The organism is Pedobacter paludis, assembly GCF_003173575.1.
Taxonomy (GTDB): domain Bacteria; phylum Bacteroidota; class Bacteroidia; order Sphingobacteriales; family Sphingobacteriaceae; genus Pedobacter; species Pedobacter paludis.
In genome coordinates, this window is sequence record NZ_QGNY01000003.1 from 346,076 (window position 1) to 363,240 (window position 17,165).

General features: G+C 37.0%; 18 protein-coding genes. 8 read left to right on the forward strand and 10 right to left on the reverse strand.

The window, feature by feature from the left end:
- Window positions 1-25: 25 nt before the first annotated feature.
- Window positions 26-1,228 (reverse strand): glycosyltransferase family 4 protein, encoded by a 1,203-nt coding sequence (locus DF947_RS09640; RefSeq protein ID WP_109929487.1) that lies wholly within the window; start codon window positions 1,226-1,228, stop codon window positions 26-28.
- 22 nt (window positions 1,229-1,250) lie between these two features.
- Complete coding sequence (locus tag DF947_RS09645; protein WP_109929488.1) at window positions 1,251-1,859, reverse strand: ribonuclease HII; 609 nt, start codon at window positions 1,857-1,859, stop codon at window positions 1,251-1,253.
- Between the two features lie 88 nt (window positions 1,860-1,947).
- Between DF947_RS09645 and DF947_RS09650 the strand changes: the two genes are divergently transcribed.
- Both DF947_RS09650 and DF947_RS09655 read left to right on the forward strand, forming a co-directional pair.
- Window positions 1,948-2,547: a hypothetical protein gene (locus tag DF947_RS09650; protein ID WP_146202893.1), complete on the forward strand. Its 600-nt coding sequence runs from the start codon at window positions 1,948-1,950 to the stop codon at window positions 2,545-2,547.
- On the forward strand, window positions 2,544-2,915 hold the full coding sequence (locus DF947_RS09655; protein ID WP_109929490.1) for a TfoX/Sxy family protein: 372 nt from the start codon (window positions 2,544-2,546) through the stop codon (window positions 2,913-2,915). Before DF947_RS09650 ends, DF947_RS09655 begins: the two co-directional genes overlap by 4 nt.
- On the opposite strand, the gene DF947_RS09660 is transcribed toward DF947_RS09655, so the two are convergent.
- Genes DF947_RS09660 through DF947_RS09670 form a run of 3 tightly spaced genes read right to left on the reverse strand, consistent with a single transcriptional unit; the run spans window position 2,912 to window position 6,145 of the window.
- Window positions 2,912-4,054 carry an ABC transporter permease gene (locus DF947_RS09660; protein WP_109929491.1) on the reverse strand — a complete coding sequence of 381 codons (1,143 nt, stop codon included), beginning with the start codon at window positions 4,052-4,054 and terminating at the stop codon, window positions 2,912-2,914. The two genes, DF947_RS09655 and DF947_RS09660, sit on opposite strands and share 4 nt — an antisense overlap.
- Window positions 4,054-5,190 (reverse strand): glycosyltransferase family 2 protein, encoded by a 1,137-nt coding sequence (locus DF947_RS09665; protein ID WP_109929492.1) that lies wholly within the window; start codon window positions 5,188-5,190, stop codon window positions 4,054-4,056. Before DF947_RS09665 ends, DF947_RS09660 begins: the two co-directional genes overlap by 1 nt.
- The gene (locus DF947_RS09670) at window positions 5,168-6,145 is read right to left on the reverse strand and encodes a lysylphosphatidylglycerol synthase transmembrane domain-containing protein (RefSeq protein ID WP_109929493.1); all 978 of its coding nucleotides are present in this window, start codon (window positions 6,143-6,145) and stop codon (window positions 5,168-5,170) included. Before DF947_RS09670 ends, DF947_RS09665 begins: the two co-directional genes overlap by 23 nt.
- A gap of 41 nt (window positions 6,146-6,186) precedes the next feature.
- Between DF947_RS09670 and ruvC the strand changes: the two genes are divergently transcribed.
- Window positions 6,187-6,774, forward strand: coding sequence for a crossover junction endodeoxyribonuclease RuvC (ruvC, locus tag DF947_RS09675; protein ID WP_109929778.1), 588 nt, complete (start codon window positions 6,187-6,189; stop codon window positions 6,772-6,774).
- Here ruvC and DF947_RS22215 read toward each other — a convergent pair.
- Both DF947_RS22215 and DF947_RS09685 read right to left on the reverse strand, forming a co-directional pair.
- Window positions 6,764-7,093 carry a hypothetical protein gene (locus tag DF947_RS22215; protein WP_109929494.1) on the reverse strand — a complete coding sequence of 110 codons (330 nt, stop codon included), beginning with the start codon at window positions 7,091-7,093 and terminating at the stop codon, window positions 6,764-6,766. The two genes, ruvC and DF947_RS22215, sit on opposite strands and share 11 nt — an antisense overlap.
- Before the next feature lie 26 nt (window positions 7,094-7,119).
- Complete coding sequence (locus DF947_RS09685) at window positions 7,120-8,010, reverse strand: DUF4349 domain-containing protein (protein WP_109929495.1); 891 nt, start codon at window positions 8,008-8,010, stop codon at window positions 7,120-7,122.
- Window positions 8,011-8,321: 311 nt separating this feature from the next.
- Between DF947_RS09685 and DF947_RS09690 the strand changes: the two genes are divergently transcribed.
- The gene (locus DF947_RS09690) at window positions 8,322-8,951 is read left to right on the forward strand and encodes an alpha-ketoglutarate-dependent dioxygenase AlkB family protein (protein WP_109929496.1); all 630 of its coding nucleotides are present in this window, start codon (window positions 8,322-8,324) and stop codon (window positions 8,949-8,951) included.
- Window positions 8,951-9,403 carry a hypothetical protein gene (locus DF947_RS09695; protein WP_109929497.1) on the forward strand — a complete coding sequence of 151 codons (453 nt, stop codon included), beginning with the start codon at window positions 8,951-8,953 and terminating at the stop codon, window positions 9,401-9,403. Before DF947_RS09690 ends, DF947_RS09695 begins: the two co-directional genes overlap by 1 nt.
- A 62-nt stretch (window positions 9,404-9,465) precedes the next feature.
- Here the strand turns inward: DF947_RS09695 and DF947_RS09700 are convergent, their stop codons facing one another.
- Entirely contained in the window at window positions 9,466-9,645 is a 180-nt protein-coding gene (locus DF947_RS09700) for a hypothetical protein (protein ID WP_109929498.1), read from the reverse strand.
- A gap of 25 nt (window positions 9,646-9,670) precedes the next feature.
- Between DF947_RS09700 and DF947_RS09705 the strand changes: the two genes are divergently transcribed.
- From DF947_RS09705 to DF947_RS09715, 3 genes are all read left to right on the forward strand, one after another.
- Window positions 9,671-10,117, forward strand: a complete 447-nt coding sequence (locus DF947_RS09705) for a GNAT family N-acetyltransferase (protein WP_109929499.1) — start codon at window positions 9,671-9,673, stop codon at window positions 10,115-10,117.
- A 138-nt stretch (window positions 10,118-10,255) separates the two neighbouring features.
- Window positions 10,256-12,184 carry a carbohydrate-binding domain-containing protein gene (locus DF947_RS09710; protein ID WP_109929500.1) on the forward strand — a complete coding sequence of 643 codons (1,929 nt, stop codon included), beginning with the start codon at window positions 10,256-10,258 and terminating at the stop codon, window positions 12,182-12,184.
- A gap of 268 nt (window positions 12,185-12,452) precedes the next feature.
- Complete coding sequence (locus tag DF947_RS09715) at window positions 12,453-14,714, forward strand: T9SS type B sorting domain-containing protein (protein ID WP_146202894.1); 2,262 nt, start codon at window positions 12,453-12,455, stop codon at window positions 14,712-14,714.
- 1 nt (window position 14,715) lies between these two features.
- Here the strand turns inward: DF947_RS09715 and DF947_RS09720 are convergent, their stop codons facing one another.
- Together DF947_RS09720 and DF947_RS09725 are read right to left on the reverse strand one after the other, a co-directional pair.
- Window positions 14,716-15,519 carry a helix-turn-helix domain-containing protein gene (locus tag DF947_RS09720; RefSeq protein WP_109929502.1) on the reverse strand — a complete coding sequence of 268 codons (804 nt, stop codon included), beginning with the start codon at window positions 15,517-15,519 and terminating at the stop codon, window positions 14,716-14,718.
- 619 nt (window positions 15,520-16,138) lie between these two features.
- A complete protein-coding gene (locus tag DF947_RS09725) occupies window positions 16,139-17,014 on the reverse strand; it encodes an oxidoreductase (protein WP_109929503.1) in 876 nt (291 codons plus the stop codon).
- Between the last annotated feature and the right edge of the window lie 151 nt (window positions 17,015-17,165).

Genomic DNA, 17,165 nt, shown 5'->3' on the forward strand with positions numbered 1-17,165 from the left:
CTTACGAAGATGAGCAGGCTTTCGATTATGCACTTACCAAACCTTCGTAAATCTTCAACATTTTAGTCGTAATCAATTGGATTCCGTGATCATTCTCTACGGTTTTGCGAGCGTTATCGCCAATCTCCATCCATTTTTTTGGGTTGATGATGCACTGCAGTATAGAGCGGTAAAACTCATCCGCAGAATCTGCAATTAAAATATCATGCCCATGTTTGCAGTTTATGCCTTCAGCGGCAGTAGTAGTGGCAATAATGCATTTTTTCATCGCCATACCTTCGATTATTTTCACCCGCATACCCGTTCCAGAAATCAAGGGAACAATCATAATGGCTTTCGAATTCATAAATTCTATCGCGTCGAAAACTTCTCCTTCAACAATTAAATTATCAGAATCGTATTCGAAGAAATGCCTTTGCATATGTTTTCCTGCAATATAAAACCTCAAATCCTTGTTTAATTTTTCAATATCAGGCCAAATATCATCCAAAAACCATTCTAGCCCTTCTTGGTTGGGCCTCCAATCCATCGCTCCTAAATGAAACAAGGTAGGGAAACTGGTTTTACTTTTATCAACCTTATACCGATCAAAATCTATAGCAACTGGGAAAACTGACATTGGTATTTCGCAACCAAATCTTAAAATGCTTTGCCGATCGGGTTCGCTAATGGCAAATATTTGATGAAATCTGTTAATCTGATCTGTTTCGTAAGCTTTTAAACGTTGGGCAAGAAAGGCCAGATATTTTCTGCGAATTAAAAAACTTTCGGAATGAGAAAGTCTTTCCCATAAAGTAAATTCTATATTGTGCGCACGATAAATCAGCTTTGCGTTGCTGTTTTCTTTAACTACATCGAGGTAAGGAACTACAAAAAGTCCTTCAAATTGAATAATATCAAATACATTTTCACGTAAGATGTTTTCCAACTGCCGAGCGGCTTCTTCGCTGTAATATCTGGAAACGTTGTAAGATTCGTTGGTAAAAATATTAAAAAAAGCCGACCATACATTAACGCTTGTATCGAGTTCGTAGCTGTGGAAATTGATTTTGTCGAAAACCGGATCGTAAATTTCTTCTCTATCTATTCTGCCTTTTATGGGGTTTAGACTAAACAAAGTAATATCTGCACCAAGTTGCAGCAGGCCTTTCATGGTATTGTAGACCACAATTGGATAACCACTATTTGGCGGAAAGGGAACCCGCTTAGTAATCAATAGAATCTTCACAATGTTGTGAAAATACGAAAATTTAGGCGTTTTTTGAAAACAATTCCAGTTGAGGATCGCTAACGTTAAAAGTTTTGCGATGGAATGGCGATAAACCGATTTCGATAACGGCTTTACGGTGTGCAATTGTTGGATAACCTTTATTTTGTTGCCAGTTATAATGCGGGAAATCGATATGAAGATTGGTCATAAACTCATCGCGGTGCGTTTTGGCCAAAATAGATGCCGCAGCGATGTTTAAATATTTCCCATCACCTTTTATAATACAGCTGTGTGGAATTTGGGGAAAGGCTTTAAATCGGTTTCCATCAATTACCAGATACTGAGGCTGGGTATGCAATTTTTCAATCGCTCGGTGCATGGCTAAAAATGATGCATTTAAAATATTGATTCGATCGATTTCTTCATGATCGCAGGAGGCAACTGCCCATGCCAATGCTTCTCGTTCGATAATAGGGCGCAATTCATCACGCTGTTGATGGGTTAACTGTTTTGAATCGTTTAAACCTTCAAATTTAAAATCCTTAGGTAAAATTACCGCAGCCGCGAAAACCGGTCCGGCAAGACATCCTCTTCCGGCCTCATCACAGCCAGCTTCTAAAAATTCTTCTTGATAACAGTTTAACAACATTGATGCAAATTTAAATATAAACGCTAGATTTTTGTTAAACGGATATAGATTGAGTAAATTAGTTTTAAACAATTAACCTAATAAACCGATGCTCAAGTTCATTTGTATGCTATCACTTTTGTACCTAGTTAATTTCGCTAATGCACAGCAGACCCAAAGACATAAACTAACGCTGGAAGAGTATGATGCTCAAATTCAAGCCAGTTCGAAATGCCTAAAGCGAAATACCTATTCAGTAGATAAAAGAAGATTAATGTTTCCATTTAAAGGCGCTACAAAAGTCTCCATTATTTCTTTCAGAGATACCACCTCATTCATGGTCAGTCGAATTCCTATCAAGGATGCTGTTTTAGACAGCGGTTTAGTGCTCGAAGAAAAAGTGCTTACCCAAAAAGAGGTAGATCAGTTAACCGATCTAATTTTTAATTATGGATTCAAAACCAAAATTAAGTACAGATTAATTACAAACTTCCAATGCTACGATCCGCACAACGGAATTCTTTTTTATGACGAGAATAAACATGTAAATAACTTCATTGAGATCTGTTTTGATTGCCAGAAGTTCAGATCAAATGTTGAAAAACTCAATCTTGGTGAAAATTGTACTGAAAAATTTACCCTATTAAAAAGTTTCTTTCTGAAAAATGGTGTGACCAAATTATCGAGCGAAGACATTTACACCAAATGAAGAAATACAATCATTTATTAGCCGACAGAATAGCCGAGAAATTAATGCAACTACCAAATGTTGAGGAGAAAGAGATGTTTGGTGGCTTAGTTTTTATGGTGGATGGAAAAATGTGCATCGGTGTAATGAAGGACAAAATCATGCTTAGGCTTGATCCAGAAACCATACCAACATTAGAAGATAAAGACGGCTGGGAGCAGATGGTAATGAAAACAACAGTAATGAAAGGTTATATCCTTGTCTCCGAAGATGTTGTAAATCAAAATAGGGAATTACATTGGTGGTTGGATTTAGCTCTAGAATTTAATCCCTTTGCAAAAGCATCAAAGAAAAAGATAAACGTTAAATCGAAAAATCATTCTGATTAAACAGTTACATTCTGTCCTTTTACATCAAAAGCATCGCGTAATCCAATGGCCAAAACATTAAATGCGTAAACCGTAAGCATAATGGCTAATCCTGGCAGAATAGCCAGATAAGCGGCATCCATAATAATATAGCCATAATGTTCTTTAATCATACTTCCCCAGCTTGGCATGGGGGGTTGGGCACCAAAGCCCAAAAAACTCAACCCGGTTTCCAACAAAATGGCTGATGCAAAATTAGAAGAAGCAACCACTAAAATTGGCCCTGCTATGTTAGGCAAAATGTGTTTTATTATGGTTCTGGCGGTTCCGAAGCCTAATGCTCTCGCAGCCTCAACAAATTCTACTTCTTTTAAGGCCATTACCTGGCCACGCACCAATCTTGCAACATCAACCCAGGTAGATAATCCAACGGCGATAAAGATTTGCCAAAATCCCTTTCCAAGTGCGAAAGATATTGCAATAACTAAAAGTAACGAGGGCAAAGACCAGACTACATTCATAAACCAGCTGATTGCAGCATCTATCCGTCCTCCGAAATAACCTGCAACTGCGCCTAAGGTAACCCCGATAAATAGAGAAATTAGAACAGCCATTAATCCAACGGATAGGGAAACCCTGATACCTAAAATTAAACGGCTCAATAAGTCCCTTCCATAAATATCGGTGCCTAAAAGAAAAGTTTGAGTATAGATATTTTGTTCTTCGAAAATGGCCTGTGGCGTTCCGATTTTAGAAGGCAATACACAACTTTGGCAGAGATCTTTTAATTCGTATTTGCGTTCTTCGGCTTTTTCATCCTCACCAATATATTCCGTTACAAAGACATGATTATTTTCAATTCTATAAGATGTAATCGGAATGCTTTTAAAGTTTGGCTTTTGCCCGTTTAACATTCGCTCAAAAAAACCGACTTTTTTAATATGATCGTAGCGCTCTATGATAAGAAACCTGAACTGAGTGCCAGGTTTCAATTTGGCAATTTGAACTCTCTGAACGTTTGCGCTCGGCGAATCATCGGGCATAATTAAATAGCCCAAAATCCCCATCAACATTAATAATAAAATAAAAATCAGGCCACCAAAAGCGAATTTGTTCCGCTTAAACTTTAACCAAACTTTTTTAGATGGGCTATTATCCATTATCTAACCATTCTGCCTTTCCAATTGTACTTCCCACTGTTTCCAGCAATGCCGATATAAACCATGTAAAGAACATGTAATACATTTAAAACAGGGATTAAAATAAGTAAGCTTCGGCGCTTTGCGAAACCTGTTACATCCCATAAAAATAGGGTTTCTAAAATCATTTTAACCAATAACTGATAAAATGTGACGGTTAAAAACCCAGGAAAAAACAAGCCTGCTATAAAATTTCCGAGAATGCTTAAATTAAAGATCCAGATTAAAACCCCCAAAACTATAATTGCCTTATTTTTATAACGCGTACTCTTTGAGGCCCATCTTTTTCTTTGCTGGATAAAAGCACTCAGATTTTCCTTTGCGTGCGTATATACAATTGCTTCTCTATTTTTAAGGAAACCGATTCGATCTGGATATTTAGCGGCAATTTTATGCAATAACAATTCATCATCTCCAGAAGCTAAATCGTCAATGCCCTGAAAGCCCCCAACTTCGTAAAAGGTTTTTTTCTCGTATGCAAGATTGGCTCCATTACAGGTTGATGGTTGCTTGTTACCAATGGTAGACGCACCTAAACCAATCAGATATAGAAATTCTAACGACTGTAATCTTTCGAAAAAGCTTTTCTCCTGAAAGTAGGCAACTGGAGAAGAAATCATTTTATAATCTTTTTCTTCATATAAACTTACAACTGTAGAAAGCCAGTTTTGACCCATTCTGCAATCTGCATCAGTGGTAATAATTAAGTCTCCAGTACAGGTTCCAATAGCAGTTTGAATCGCTTTTTTCTTATAGGAATTAAGTGCTCTATCTTCGTTAAGTTTAATTAACTTAACATTTCGATCTGAATAACCAAGCACAATATCTGCTGTTCGATCGGTAGAATGATCGTCGATTATGATAATCTCCGTTAATACTTTCGGATATTTCTGCGCAATTAAATCTTCGATGGTTTTGGTAATATTATCTTCTTCATCTCGAGCGGCAACAATAATCGAAACCTTCGTTTTTGGACCTAAATTTTTTGGGTTAAAGTAAATTAATTTATGCCAGCCTCTAATAAAACTTAAGACCAAAAAACCATAAATTAAGGTTAATGCAGCAGATAATAGACTAATGAGTTTTAGGAGTTCCAAAAAAATTGAGTTTAAAAACGAAATAAGTGCCTAATATAGCAGGAATAATAATATTTATAAGCCAAATACTTGCGGTACATGCAATAACTGCCACATGCTGATCGGTTACATGCTTAAATAATTCTACAGCGGTAACACTTCTTACGCCAACATCAAAAAGATCTAACGAGGGCAAAGCCGATTGGATTAAAAACAGCAAACAGGTCATCATCACAATATCTGCATAATGCAATCCGGGTACGAGCCACACAAATAATATAAAATATTGCGAGCTAAATACCATGTATCTCGCCAAACAGAAAAGGATAATTTTAAAAAGTTCGCCTTTTCTATATCGGCCTAAAATATTATAAAATTTCTTGTATTTCCTTGTGAATTTGAAGGATAACAAAATGCCATTAAGCCATTGAATGTTGAAGTAGAAAACGATAAAAAACAGACAAAAAGCCGAAGCCAAAACCACGACAGCTGTAAACATTAAATGATCTATCGGAATAAATCTATAGATAAAGAAACAAGCCGCAATTGCCCCAAAAACATTGGTTAAAACCAGCTGGCCAATGTTGCCAACCGTCATAGCTACAATACCAACAATTCTCCTTTTGGGTGATAAAAAGAAAACCCTTCCTCCATATTCGCCCAATCGGTTTGGAGTAAAAATGGCTAAAGTTAAGCCGCAGAAAACAGATTCTATTGCCCGCCAAAAGCTGATACTTTCGATATGGCTCATCAATCTTTTCCACTTGGCAGCCTCCAAAAACCAGTTTACCAGCATCAATAAAAAAACAAATCCAATAACGCCTACAATTTCTGGCCATTGAATATCTTTTAATAGACTCTCGAAATTTTGAAGATTTTTATTGGCTACAATTTTATGGTAGATAAACCAAAAGGCAAAAACTATTATTGCAGCTTTTATTAAGATTGATAATATTTTTTTGTGCTTAGCTGTCAAGATTTTCCTTTTAGTTTGCAAATATGCTTAATATTGCTGTAATGTTGAACGAAAAAAAAGAACGCGTAATTATGGGCATCGATCCGGGTACGGCGGTGATGGGTTATGGCGTAATTTTAGAGAAGGGAAATAAAACAGAATTGATCAGTTTAGGCGTTGTAAAAATGACCCATTTGGATGATCCGTTTTTAAAGCTTCAAAGAATTTTCGAAAAAACTGTAGTGCTTATTGATCAATACAAACCCGATGTGCTTGCCATTGAAGCTCCTTTTTATGGTAAAAACATTCAGGTACTCTTAAAGTTAGGAAGGGCTCAGGGGATTGCAATTGCGGCCGCACTATCTAGAAATATTTCAGTAACAGAGTATTCTCCTAGAAAAATTAAACAATCCATTACAGGCAATGGCAATGCCACCAAAGAACAGGTTGCATCCATGTTGCAAAGATTACTGAATTTTAAGGAAACACCAGAATTTTTAGATGCTACTGATGGATTGGCTGTTGCGATGTGTCACTCTTTTCAGAAAATTTCCACTGGAGGTAAATCCAAAACCTATTCTGGTTGGGAATCTTTTGTAAGCGATAATAAAACCAAGGTTAAAGGATTGGCAGTAAAGGTTAAGAAGTAATACGAACGTTATTATGTTTTAAAACCTTGATACCAATAAATTGGATTAATAGGCTTATAGGGATAAGAAAAACTACGTTAAGAACTATAAAGCCGGCCTCCCCAGTATAACAGTTTCTCGGCTTATCATATGGAGCTGTAATTTCACTAAACCAAAAAAAAGCAAAAGGCCAAATAAAAAGTATTAATGCAGTGGTTAGAAATGGAAATCCTACGTTCATTTTGCTACGGTTAATATTGCGATACCCCAGTGCTATTGGTACTACAAGGTAAGGTGCAAAAAATAAAATCAGAACCAATACAAACATCAGCATTTCCATTTCTTATAATATTATGTTAATTGGTTTTATTTATTGGCTGGGTCAACGAAATTTTTGGCCGCTTCGATTATTGCCAACTTGTTCTTTCTATTGTAATATCTAACAATAAAGAATATTCCGATTCCCAATACCATCAGCATCCATAAATTGGAAATGGCGATAATAATTTCTTTAAAAAGTGTCCAGCCGTTTACAAAGGCAAGCCAAAGTCTGTTAACAAACGGGGGACGATAATCGTAAAGATTATCATTGGCAACAATCATGGTTTTAACGGTATTGTCTTGATAGAAATTTAGCGTAATCGTGCTGAATTTTACACGACTATCAATCTGCATATTTTCGATTTTCTTATCTACGTAATCATCCTTAAGGTATAAGGAGGTTTCTACATTTGCGCCTTTTTTAGATGCTACTTTGTTAATTTTGTTAATGGCATCAACCCTGTTTACAGCTTTTAGTTTGTTGGCCAGATAAGCGATACTCTGATCATCCATTTTCATGGATTGATTGTCAACAAATACCGACATTTTTGCAATCGTGTTTGTAAAATCATCCAGCTTTTCTGATGGAACTTTGGCTACCAAATAGCCTTCTGTTCTGTACGAAGTTATTTCTTTTAATGAATCTGTAGATTGTTTAACCTTATCGGTTTCTTGGATGGAACTTTGGATGGAGAATTCGGAAACGGTTCCACCCTGCCCTTTAATGGTTTTGCTAAGCTGTTCTTTGGTATTCTGAACATCTTTTACTCTAAACCGCATATCTGCAGTTTTTATAATTTTATCAGCTACTGTAGTGTCGGCGGTTTCCTTTTGCAACTCGGCAGTACTTACTGTATCGGCAGTAGCATATTTGTTTTCTCCTTTACAGCCAAATAATCCTATAATTATGGCTATAGCAATAATATTCCTTTTCATGATTTAGTGGTTCTAAGTGTGTAATCATTTTTAAATATTATCTAATGGCCATTAGAATTTAAGCAAATTTATAATGCTGTTTTTCTATTAATACAACTAATTGATTTAGGTAACCCAATTCTGTTTTTGGTTCGCCACAACACGTTTAAACCTAATATTTAGGTTTAAAATTAATAGTCTAAAAAAATTCTCCACAAGAGATTTTGGCTTTCTTACCTACAATTATGAGTGTAAAAAAAAACTCTCAACATTTGAAATACTAAAAATTTTAGCATAAATTTGTTGGTCGGTTTATATTATGCTGGAGAAGAATGGAACAGTTAAGCTTTTTTGCATTTTCTGGGCAATCGAGCGGTTTGCCAAAATCGGTTTTAGATTATCAGGCAGGATTTATTCCGAAGTGCGAAAGTGATTTAATATTTGAAAAATTAATTGCGAATACTCCTTGGCAACAGCGTACGGTAAAAATGTACGATAAGGAAGTAATTACCCCTCGCTTAACAGCCTGGTATGGCGATGCAGATCAGATAGATTATACATCAGTTGGAAAAACCCAGCCTTTGGCATGGACAAAAGAATTATTGGCTTTAAAAGAAAAAGTCGAACCATTGGCTGGCATTTCCTTTAATAGTGTTTTACTAAATTATTACCGTGATGGACGAGATTCAGTTGCTTGGCATAGCGATAATGAAACCGTAATGGGTTCGCACACAATTATTGCTTCGGTTTCTTTTGGTCAGGTGCGGAGCTTTGATATTCGACTTAAAACCGATCATAAACAAAAGTATTCCGTTAGGCTAGAACATGGCTCGCTCCTATTAATGAAAGGCGATTTGCAAACCAAATGGGACCATCGAATTGCAAAATCTACATTGCCAATGCATGCCCGAATAAATTTGACCTTTCGCCGAATTATTGCACCATCTTTAAATCCAATTTAATGATTAAACTTAATTATCTGCTAGAAAAGCAAAACGAACCTTATGCATTTACAAATTATGTTTTGGTGCAAAATCAAAGCAATGAACCTTTTTTGATTTTGGATGATGACGAAATTATCTGCACCATTGATGAAATAGAAGGCGAATGGAAATCGCTTTCCGAAAGCTTAATAGATCAGGCTACAATTTTATCCATTGGAAAATTTATCGATAGCCAGCTTTATAGGCGCTTGCCTACAGAATTTAAAAAGCATTGGCCGGGTTGGATAGAAGAAGTAATTGTACAAAGCGATGAAGTTTATTTATTGGTAACCAAAACGGATATTGCCTTTGAACGTTTCGAAAAAATTTTTAGGAACTATATTAAAGGTTTGGTTAAGGAAGAATGGCAGATTACATTTAAGGTTTACAATGCCAATTTCAGCGCAAATTTTGAGGTAATAATTAATTAGGTAATCCAATAAAAAAAGCCTGCTTACAGGCAGGCTTAGTATTTTATAACAAGAGGTAAAATTTAATGTTGATTTCCAGAACCATCCGTTTGATAAGCACCAATATCACTACCTGGGGCTGTAATTTTCGCACCAAAACTTCCAGTAGTTTTAACAGCCACCATCGGCGAAAAGTCTGTTTTGCTTTTGTTATGCCCCAGAGAGCTTGCTTTAAATAAGGCTAAAATTAAACACGTAACCAAGTATTCTGGTTAGCTTTGCATACCAATGGAGAACTTTAAGCTTTATGTACCCAATTTATCAGATTATCCAGCATTAATTTCCTTATGGGAATCTTCTGTTCGGGCTACGCACCATTTTTTATCAGAAGCTGATATTCAATCGTACAAAAAACTGATCTTCAATACATATTTAGATCAGGTTGAATTGTTTTGCCTTAAGCACGACAATGAAATTATTGGCTTCATGGGTTTATCCGAAGATTTTCTACAAATGCTTTTTATTCATCCAAACTTTAGAGGAAAGGGTGTAGGCAAACAGTTGATCAGCTTTGCGATAAAAAACAAAAACATAACCAAGGTTGATGTAAATGAACAGAACAAACAGGCTTTTGGATTTTACAAACATTTAGGCTTTCAGGTTACCGACCGTTATGAACATGATGCTGTGGGCAAACCCTATCCAATTTTATCGATGGAATTAAGGAAAAATTAATTTTTCGATCATCAATTTTGCCTTTAACTTAATTTTAACACTTTAATCGAGTCAATTCTGCCATTCGTAGATTCAAGGCACAATTTTGTCTTTATTGATAATAATTTCCCGTCTTTATTAATTAACGATTTAAAACAGATGAGGTTATTTAAATTTTTACCGGCTATAATCGGCTTTGCCATTCTTTCTTTAAACTTGGTCTCCTGCAAGAAAAGCGATTCGACTGATGATGAAAGCACCACAACTGAAACTACAACGAGTTACGGAACCATTGTAACGAATACTAAAGACACTACAGTAGCAAACGCAGTATTAATTACTTATGCAAATAATGTAGCAACTGTAACCAATCCTTATGCAAGCAGCGGCGTTTCTGTTGCAAATGCAAATGGAATTGTAACCATCACATCAACCATCCCAAGTACAGAGGTAAATTATGTAGTTTCTGGCAGTACATCAAGTGGAGCAGTAAAAATTTACAGCGATTATAAATTTGGATTGGTATTAAACGGAGCAGACATCATCAGTAAAGATGGGCCTGCAATTAATATCCAATCGGGTAAAAAAGCAACCGTAACCTTGGTGGGCGCTACCAATAATCGTTTAATTGATGGCACAACCTATACCGCAAACGGAACGGAAGATATGAAAGGGACATTGTTCAGCAATGGTCAGTTAATTTTTACCGGTAACGGAAGATTAATTGTAAAAGGAAATTATAAGCACGCCATTTGTAGCGATGATTATGTTGATGTTAAAGGCGGAACGATAACCGTTACCGGAGCGGTATCAGACGGCATTCATGCCAACGATTATTTCACCATGGAAGGCGGTTCTTTAAACATAACTTCTGCTGGAGATGGAATTGAAGCGGAGGAAGGATATATTCAAACTACAGCAGGAACAATTGTAATTAACAGTGTTGATGATGGAATTTCTGCTTCTTATGAAGGTACGGATACCAGCATAGATCCCTCAGTAAAAATTAATGGTGGTACACTAACCATTACCACTACTGGCGAAAAAGGGATGGGAGTAAAAAGCGAAGGTGCAACCACCATAAACACAACGGATGCCATAAAGATTACCGTTTCGGGCAAGGGCGCAAAAGGATTAGCCAGTGGAAAAGATTTTACCATAACCAACGCAAACCTTAATATTACCACCTCGGGAGATGCTTTTTACGACACGGCTGATAAAGATATTTCCTCGGCATCGGGCATTAAAAGTGGGGGCAATTTTAAAATGGATAAAGGCACTGTAACCATCACCAGCTCGGGTAGCGGTGGTAAAGGCATTAACGCAGATGGCACCTTGATTATTAATGATGGAATTATTACCGTGACTACATCAGGCGGTGTTTTTACCTATGGATCAGAAGATACATCAGCAAAAGCCATCAAAAGCGATGGCGATTTAACCATTAACGGCGGAAATATTTCTGTAAAAACTACGGGAAAAGATGCTGAAGGGATTGAAAGCAAAACCATACTAACCATAAATGGAGGAACGATCGTATCCTTGGCTTACGATGACGGCTTAAACGCATCTAAACAAATTGTAATTAACGGTGGAAATATTTATTGTTACAGTACCACAAATGATGGCATCGACTCGAACGGAACCATGACCATTACAGGCGGATTAATCATTTCTTCGGGCACTACTGCGCCAGAAGAAGGTTTCGATTGCGACAACAATACTTTTAAAATTACTGGAGGAACCTTAATTGGTGTTGGTGGCGCAACGAGTAATCCAACTACAAGTGTAACTACACAAAGGGCGGTTATATTAAGTACAACTGCTACGGCAGATCAAATTGTACATGTAGAATCCTCAACAGGGGCGGAAGTATTTACGTTTAAAGTGCCAAGAGCATATTCTAAACTAACCATGTTATTTAGCATGCCAGGCCTAACAGCGAATACAAGTTACTCAGTTTATACAGGTGGTAGTTTAACTGGAGGCACTAGCTTTTATGGCTTATACACAGGTGCTACGTATACAAAAGCATCAACGGCAACAACATTTACTACAAGTTCTATCCTGACCAATGTGAGCAAATAATTCAGATAAATTTTATTGAAAGAGACCGTATCATAAATCTCAATTGTCACCCTAAGCCTGTCGAAGGAATAATAAAAATGTATTTCAAGCATTTCGACAAGCGCAATGTGATAAATCGATGGGAAAATCAATTTATGATACGCCTCTTTTTTTAAACGTTTTAACAAGTTAATTCAATAATCGCTTTATGTAATCATTTCATTAAGCAGTTTTCAATCTCATTAATTTCCGTAATTTTAAGCGATTAATTGCTCAATCGTTTAAATACGTGAAAACCATAACCAAACCATTCCTCTATATTTTATTGATGTTTTTCTGTTTCAGCTTTACAAATGCTGAGGCTCAAAAACCCGATATCACTTATGCTAGTCCACAAACTTATGTAATGGGCACAACCATTTCACCTCTTGTTCCAACCAATCAAGGTGGCACTGTTCCAGCCAATATTTACAGGCAGGTAAGCACTTTTGCAGGGAGTGGGGCAAGTTCATCGGGCAATGGCACAGGTACGAGTGCGAGTTTTAATCTTCCATCGGGTATTGGCTTAGATGCAAACAGCAATATTTACATCTGTGATTTCGGTAGTGGGGCAATAAGAAAAGTAACTCCAGCGGGTGTAGTTACGACCATTGGCAACGCAACTGATCCGACGGGATTAACTGCTGATGATGCCGGAAATGTATTTGTTTCGAGCTCTTGGGATAAAGTAATTTATAAGATAACGCCTGCTGGAGTAAAAACTGTTTTTGCATCAGGGTTTTCAAATCCTGGGGGATTGAATTTTGACGGCGCTGGAAATTTATATGTTGCCGATCAGGGCAGTAATCAAATCAAAATGATTTCACCAAGTGGCGCATTAACGATAGTTGCCGGAACCGGACAAGCTTCTTCATTAGATGGAAATGCAAATGTTGCAACTTTTAATCGGCCAGATGGTGTAGCTGTAGATAATCAATTTAATATTTATGTAGCAGATGCAGGCAACAATAAAATAAGAAAAATTACGCCCGCTGGCCTGGTTAGTACTTTTGCAGGAAGCGGTACACCCGGAAGTGTTGATGGCAATGGAACTAGTGCCAGACTTTATTACCCAACGGGAATAACCATCGACCCAAACAACATTCTCTATGTAGCTGATTATCGAAACTATCAGGTTAGAAAAATAACACCTAATGGCGAAGTAAGTACTTTAGCCGGTGGCGGAAATATTGGCAGTACGAATGGTGTTGGAAAAGGTGCCAGTTTTAATAGCCCTATAATGCTTGCTTTTGATAAACTTGGCAACTTGTTTGTAACCGATTTTAACAATAACCTAATTAGAAAAATAAGCTTAACAGGTTATACCATTGATAGATTGCTTCCAAACGGATTAACATTTGATGCCACTACTGGAATCATTTCTGGCATGCCAACCGAAACCTGGACTAAAACAAATTATGTAATTACTGCATACAATTTGTATGGAAGTGCTTCAGAAACGGTAAGCATTGAGGTGGTTTCGGCAAGTAAAATTGTTTTTGATGAAATTCCGACAGCCAACATTTGTGAACCAGATTTTGATCCAGGCGCCATTAGTGGCATGCCGATTACCTACTCCAGTAGTAATTTGCAGGTAGCAACAATTGTTGCCGGCAAAATTCACATTATAGCGCCGGGTATCACTACAATTACGGCTTCGAATGGTATCGAAACCGCAACTCAAAATTTTGTAGTGTCCGATTTCCAAAAACCTTTTGCCGTAATAACTGCCGATGCAACAAAGGCTTGCCAAGGCGTAAAAATAACTTTTAGGGCAATTGTAACCAGTGCTGGCGCTAATCCCAGTTTTAACTGGTTTGTAAATGGTGTAAATATCAACATTAATGCATCAACATTTTCTACGGTTGATGCTAGGGATGGAGATTTAGTAACCTGCCAAATCATAAATACAGATTATTGCATACCTGTAATTTCGGATATCTCAAACCAAATCAGACTCAGCATTGAAGAATATACAACACCAACCGTTGAGATTACTCCCTCTACAGTAGAACCTATCTGCCCCGGTTTACCGATTTCCTTTATAGCAACGCCAACTTCTAATTCAATATCTACACCTACGTACGAATGGTTGGTTAACAATAAAAACACTGGTATCACCGAAAGCACTTTCACTTCATCAACTTTAAACAATAATGATGTGGTAACGGTAAAAATGCAAACCGAAAATGCATGTACAACCAATCCAATTACCTATTCAAATCCAATTACAGTTGCCATTAGAAACGATTGCGAAATTTTGGTTCGCAATTCATTTACGCCAAATGGCGATGGTGTTAACGATTTTTGGCACATTAATGCCGTTAGTGATGATGCTTTGATTAAGGTTTTTAACCGGAACGGTTTAATCATTTACCAATCTATTGGCTATAAAACACCATGGGATGGAAATATAAATGGCAAATCGGTACCTGTTGGCACCTACTATTATTTAATTATTTCAGAAAAGGGAACCAAAAAAGATTCTGGCTCTGTTACCATTTTAAGATAGGCTATGCAATTTTTGAGGGTGCCATTCCGTATGCTTTCTTAAAGGCGAAGGAAAAATGTGAAAGATCTTTAAAACCAACTTCAAGATATACATCAGTTGATTTCCATCCCTTTTCTTTAATAAGATAGTACGCATCATTTAGTCGCTTTTGTTGGAGCCATCTATTTGGAGACGTGTTATAAATTTTCTCGAAATCTCTTTTAAATGTAGCCAAGCTTCTCCCCGTTAAATAGGCAAAACGGCTAATATCAACATTAAATTTATAGTGCGCATTCATGTATGCTTCCAAGTCTATTTTCCCTGGTTCCGTGAAATCGAAAAGTATATTTTTAATCTCAGGATTGGTTTGAAGCAGAATCATAACAGCTTCCTTAACTTTTAGGTTGGTAAGCATGCTATTCAGTTCATTTACGCCATCTAAATAAGGCTTTAAAGAATCTATATAATTGGTAAAAAGTGTATTCGGTTTCAAAAGCAGCGAATTAATTTCAGGCTCGGGATGATCCATTGTTAAATTAAATTCCTCGCTGATGCTGTGTAATGTTGCCTGATCAATTGAGATGGAAACAGAACGGTATTCGCCACCATCAGCTGGCGGGTATTTTGTATAACGAGCCAATTGGTTGCGTCTGAAAAATCTAAAATCGCCTGGCTTAAAAACGAATTTTTGTCCGCCAATAAACATTTCAGAAATCCCAGCAATGATGTACCCGAAATTATGGCTTTCAATAAACTGTTCGCCTTCACTGCTTTTTTGCGAGTAACAGGAATATAAAATATTAGGACGTTTTTTTTCTTCTTGCATCTAAATCAAATTTATAAAATAATGGGTAATACTTGATCGCTGGTCGAGATTTATAATCTCGACCATTGAGCTATGGATTTGAAATCCACCCATAAAAGGATTGCAAATCCTTAACTCATAAGACGGGATTGCAAATCCCGACTAACTAAATACGAGTTGCTGGTCGAGATTTATAATCTCGTCCATTGAGCTGTGGATTGAAATCCACCCATAAAAGGATTGCAAATCCTTAACTCATAAGATGGGATTGCAAATCCCGACTAACTAAATACGAGTTGCTGGTCGAGATTTATAATCTAGTCCATTGAGCTGTGGATTGAAATCCACCCATAAAAGGATTGCAAATCCTTAACTCATAAGAGTAATACTTGATCGCTGGTCGAGATTTATAATCTCGTCCATTGAGCCGTGGATTTGAAATCCACCCATAAAAGGATTGGAAATCCTTAACTCATAAGACGGGATTGCAAATCCCGACTAACTAAATACGAGTTGCTGGTCGAGATTTATAATCTTGTCCATTAAGCTGTGGATTTGAAATCCACCCATAAAAGGATTGGAAAATCCTTAACTCATAAGACGATTGCAAATCCCGACTGATCAGAAGTTAAAGCAAATCCTATTTTTTAGTGAACGACTTACCCAATTCTGTATCCAAAAAGTTGGTTGCCTCATCATGGTCTGTAGATAGACTTACTTGCATCCATTTTTCCATTTCTTCCGTTCTGGTGGCATCAGTATATTTCAACATTCCAATTGCTTCACTGCCCAAAACCAAATGAGTTGGAGGTTCTGGATTTTCGACCAAATCAATCATCACTTGCGCCGCCTTTTCCGGATCTCCGGTTGGAAGAAAGCTTCCGTTTTGGAAAAATTCACTTCGTTGATCAACTAATGCATAACCTTCTATTTTTGGCGCATAAGTCATAGATGCTCCAGCCCAATCGGTACGGAAACCGCCAGGCTCTACACTGGTAACCAAGATTCCTAAATCTTTAACTTCCTTAGCCAACGATTCGGTAAAGCCACTTAATCCAAATTTAGCGGCCTGATAAATGCTTACACCAGCATTGCCAACGCGTCCACCGATGGAACTTATTTGTAAAATCCGACCAGAACCTTGTTTGCGCATGTAAGGCAAAACGGCTCTCGTAATTTCTATAGGTGCATACAAATTGGTTTCGAGCTGACTTCGAACCTGTTTATCGGTAAAGGCTTCTGCGGCGCCAACAATTCCGAAACCTGCATTATTAACCAATACATCAATATGTCCAAAATGCTCAATTGCCGATTCTACAGCTAAATGTACCTGATCGTAATCTGTAACATCCAATTTTATAGGAAAAATTTGTGCTGGGTATTTCTCTGTCAAATTTTTCAGCGCATCTAAATTTCTAGCAGTTGCGGCAACTTTATCTCCTTTAGCCAATACTGCCTCGGTAAGGCTTCGTCCTAACCCGCGAGAACTGCCTGTTATAAACCAAATTTTTGTCATTGTTTTCATTTTTATTTATCCAAAGGTAGATGGAATTTAAAGACAATGTTTTGTTATAAGGCTCAATATACTTTGTTAAAAAGCTCATAATTACATTTTATAGAACCATTTAATTTTTTAGATGTTGTATTTTAGAATTGACCTAGAAAAT

Coding starts and splice junctions, on each gene's coding strand:
- DF947_RS09645 (WP_109929488.1), bottom strand. CDS start 1,859: ATGTTGTTAAACTGTTATCAAGAAGAATTTTTAGAAGCTGGCTGTGAT.
- DF947_RS09650 (WP_146202893.1), top strand. CDS start 1,948: ATGCTCAAGTTCATTTGTATGCTATCACTTTTGTACCTAGTTAATTTC.
- DF947_RS09655 (WP_109929490.1), top strand. CDS start 2,544: ATGAAGAAATACAATCATTTATTAGCCGACAGAATAGCCGAGAAATTA.
- DF947_RS09660 (WP_109929491.1), bottom strand. CDS start 4,054: ATGGATAATAGCCCATCTAAAAAAGTTTGGTTAAAGTTTAAGCGGAAC.
- ruvC (WP_109929778.1), top strand. CDS start 6,187: ATGTTGAACGAAAAAAAAGAACGCGTAATTATGGGCATCGATCCGGGT.
- DF947_RS22215 (WP_109929494.1), bottom strand. CDS start 7,093: ATGGAAATGCTGATGTTTGTATTGGTTCTGATTTTATTTTTTGCACCT.
- DF947_RS09685 (WP_109929495.1), bottom strand. CDS start 8,010: ATGAAAAGGAATATTATTGCTATAGCCATAATTATAGGATTATTTGGC.
- DF947_RS09690 (WP_109929496.1), top strand. CDS start 8,322: ATGGAACAGTTAAGCTTTTTTGCATTTTCTGGGCAATCGAGCGGTTTG.
- DF947_RS09695 (WP_109929497.1), top strand. CDS start 8,951: ATGATTAAACTTAATTATCTGCTAGAAAAGCAAAACGAACCTTATGCA.
- DF947_RS09705 (WP_109929499.1), top strand. CDS start 9,671: ATGGAGAACTTTAAGCTTTATGTACCCAATTTATCAGATTATCCAGCA.
- DF947_RS09710 (WP_109929500.1), top strand. CDS start 10,256: ATGAGGTTATTTAAATTTTTACCGGCTATAATCGGCTTTGCCATTCTT.
- DF947_RS09720 (WP_109929502.1), bottom strand. CDS start 15,519: ATGCAAGAAGAAAAAAAACGTCCTAATATTTTATATTCCTGTTACTCG.
- DF947_RS09725 (WP_109929503.1), bottom strand. CDS start 17,014: ATGACAAAAATTTGGTTTATAACAGGCAGTTCTCGCGGGTTAGGACGA.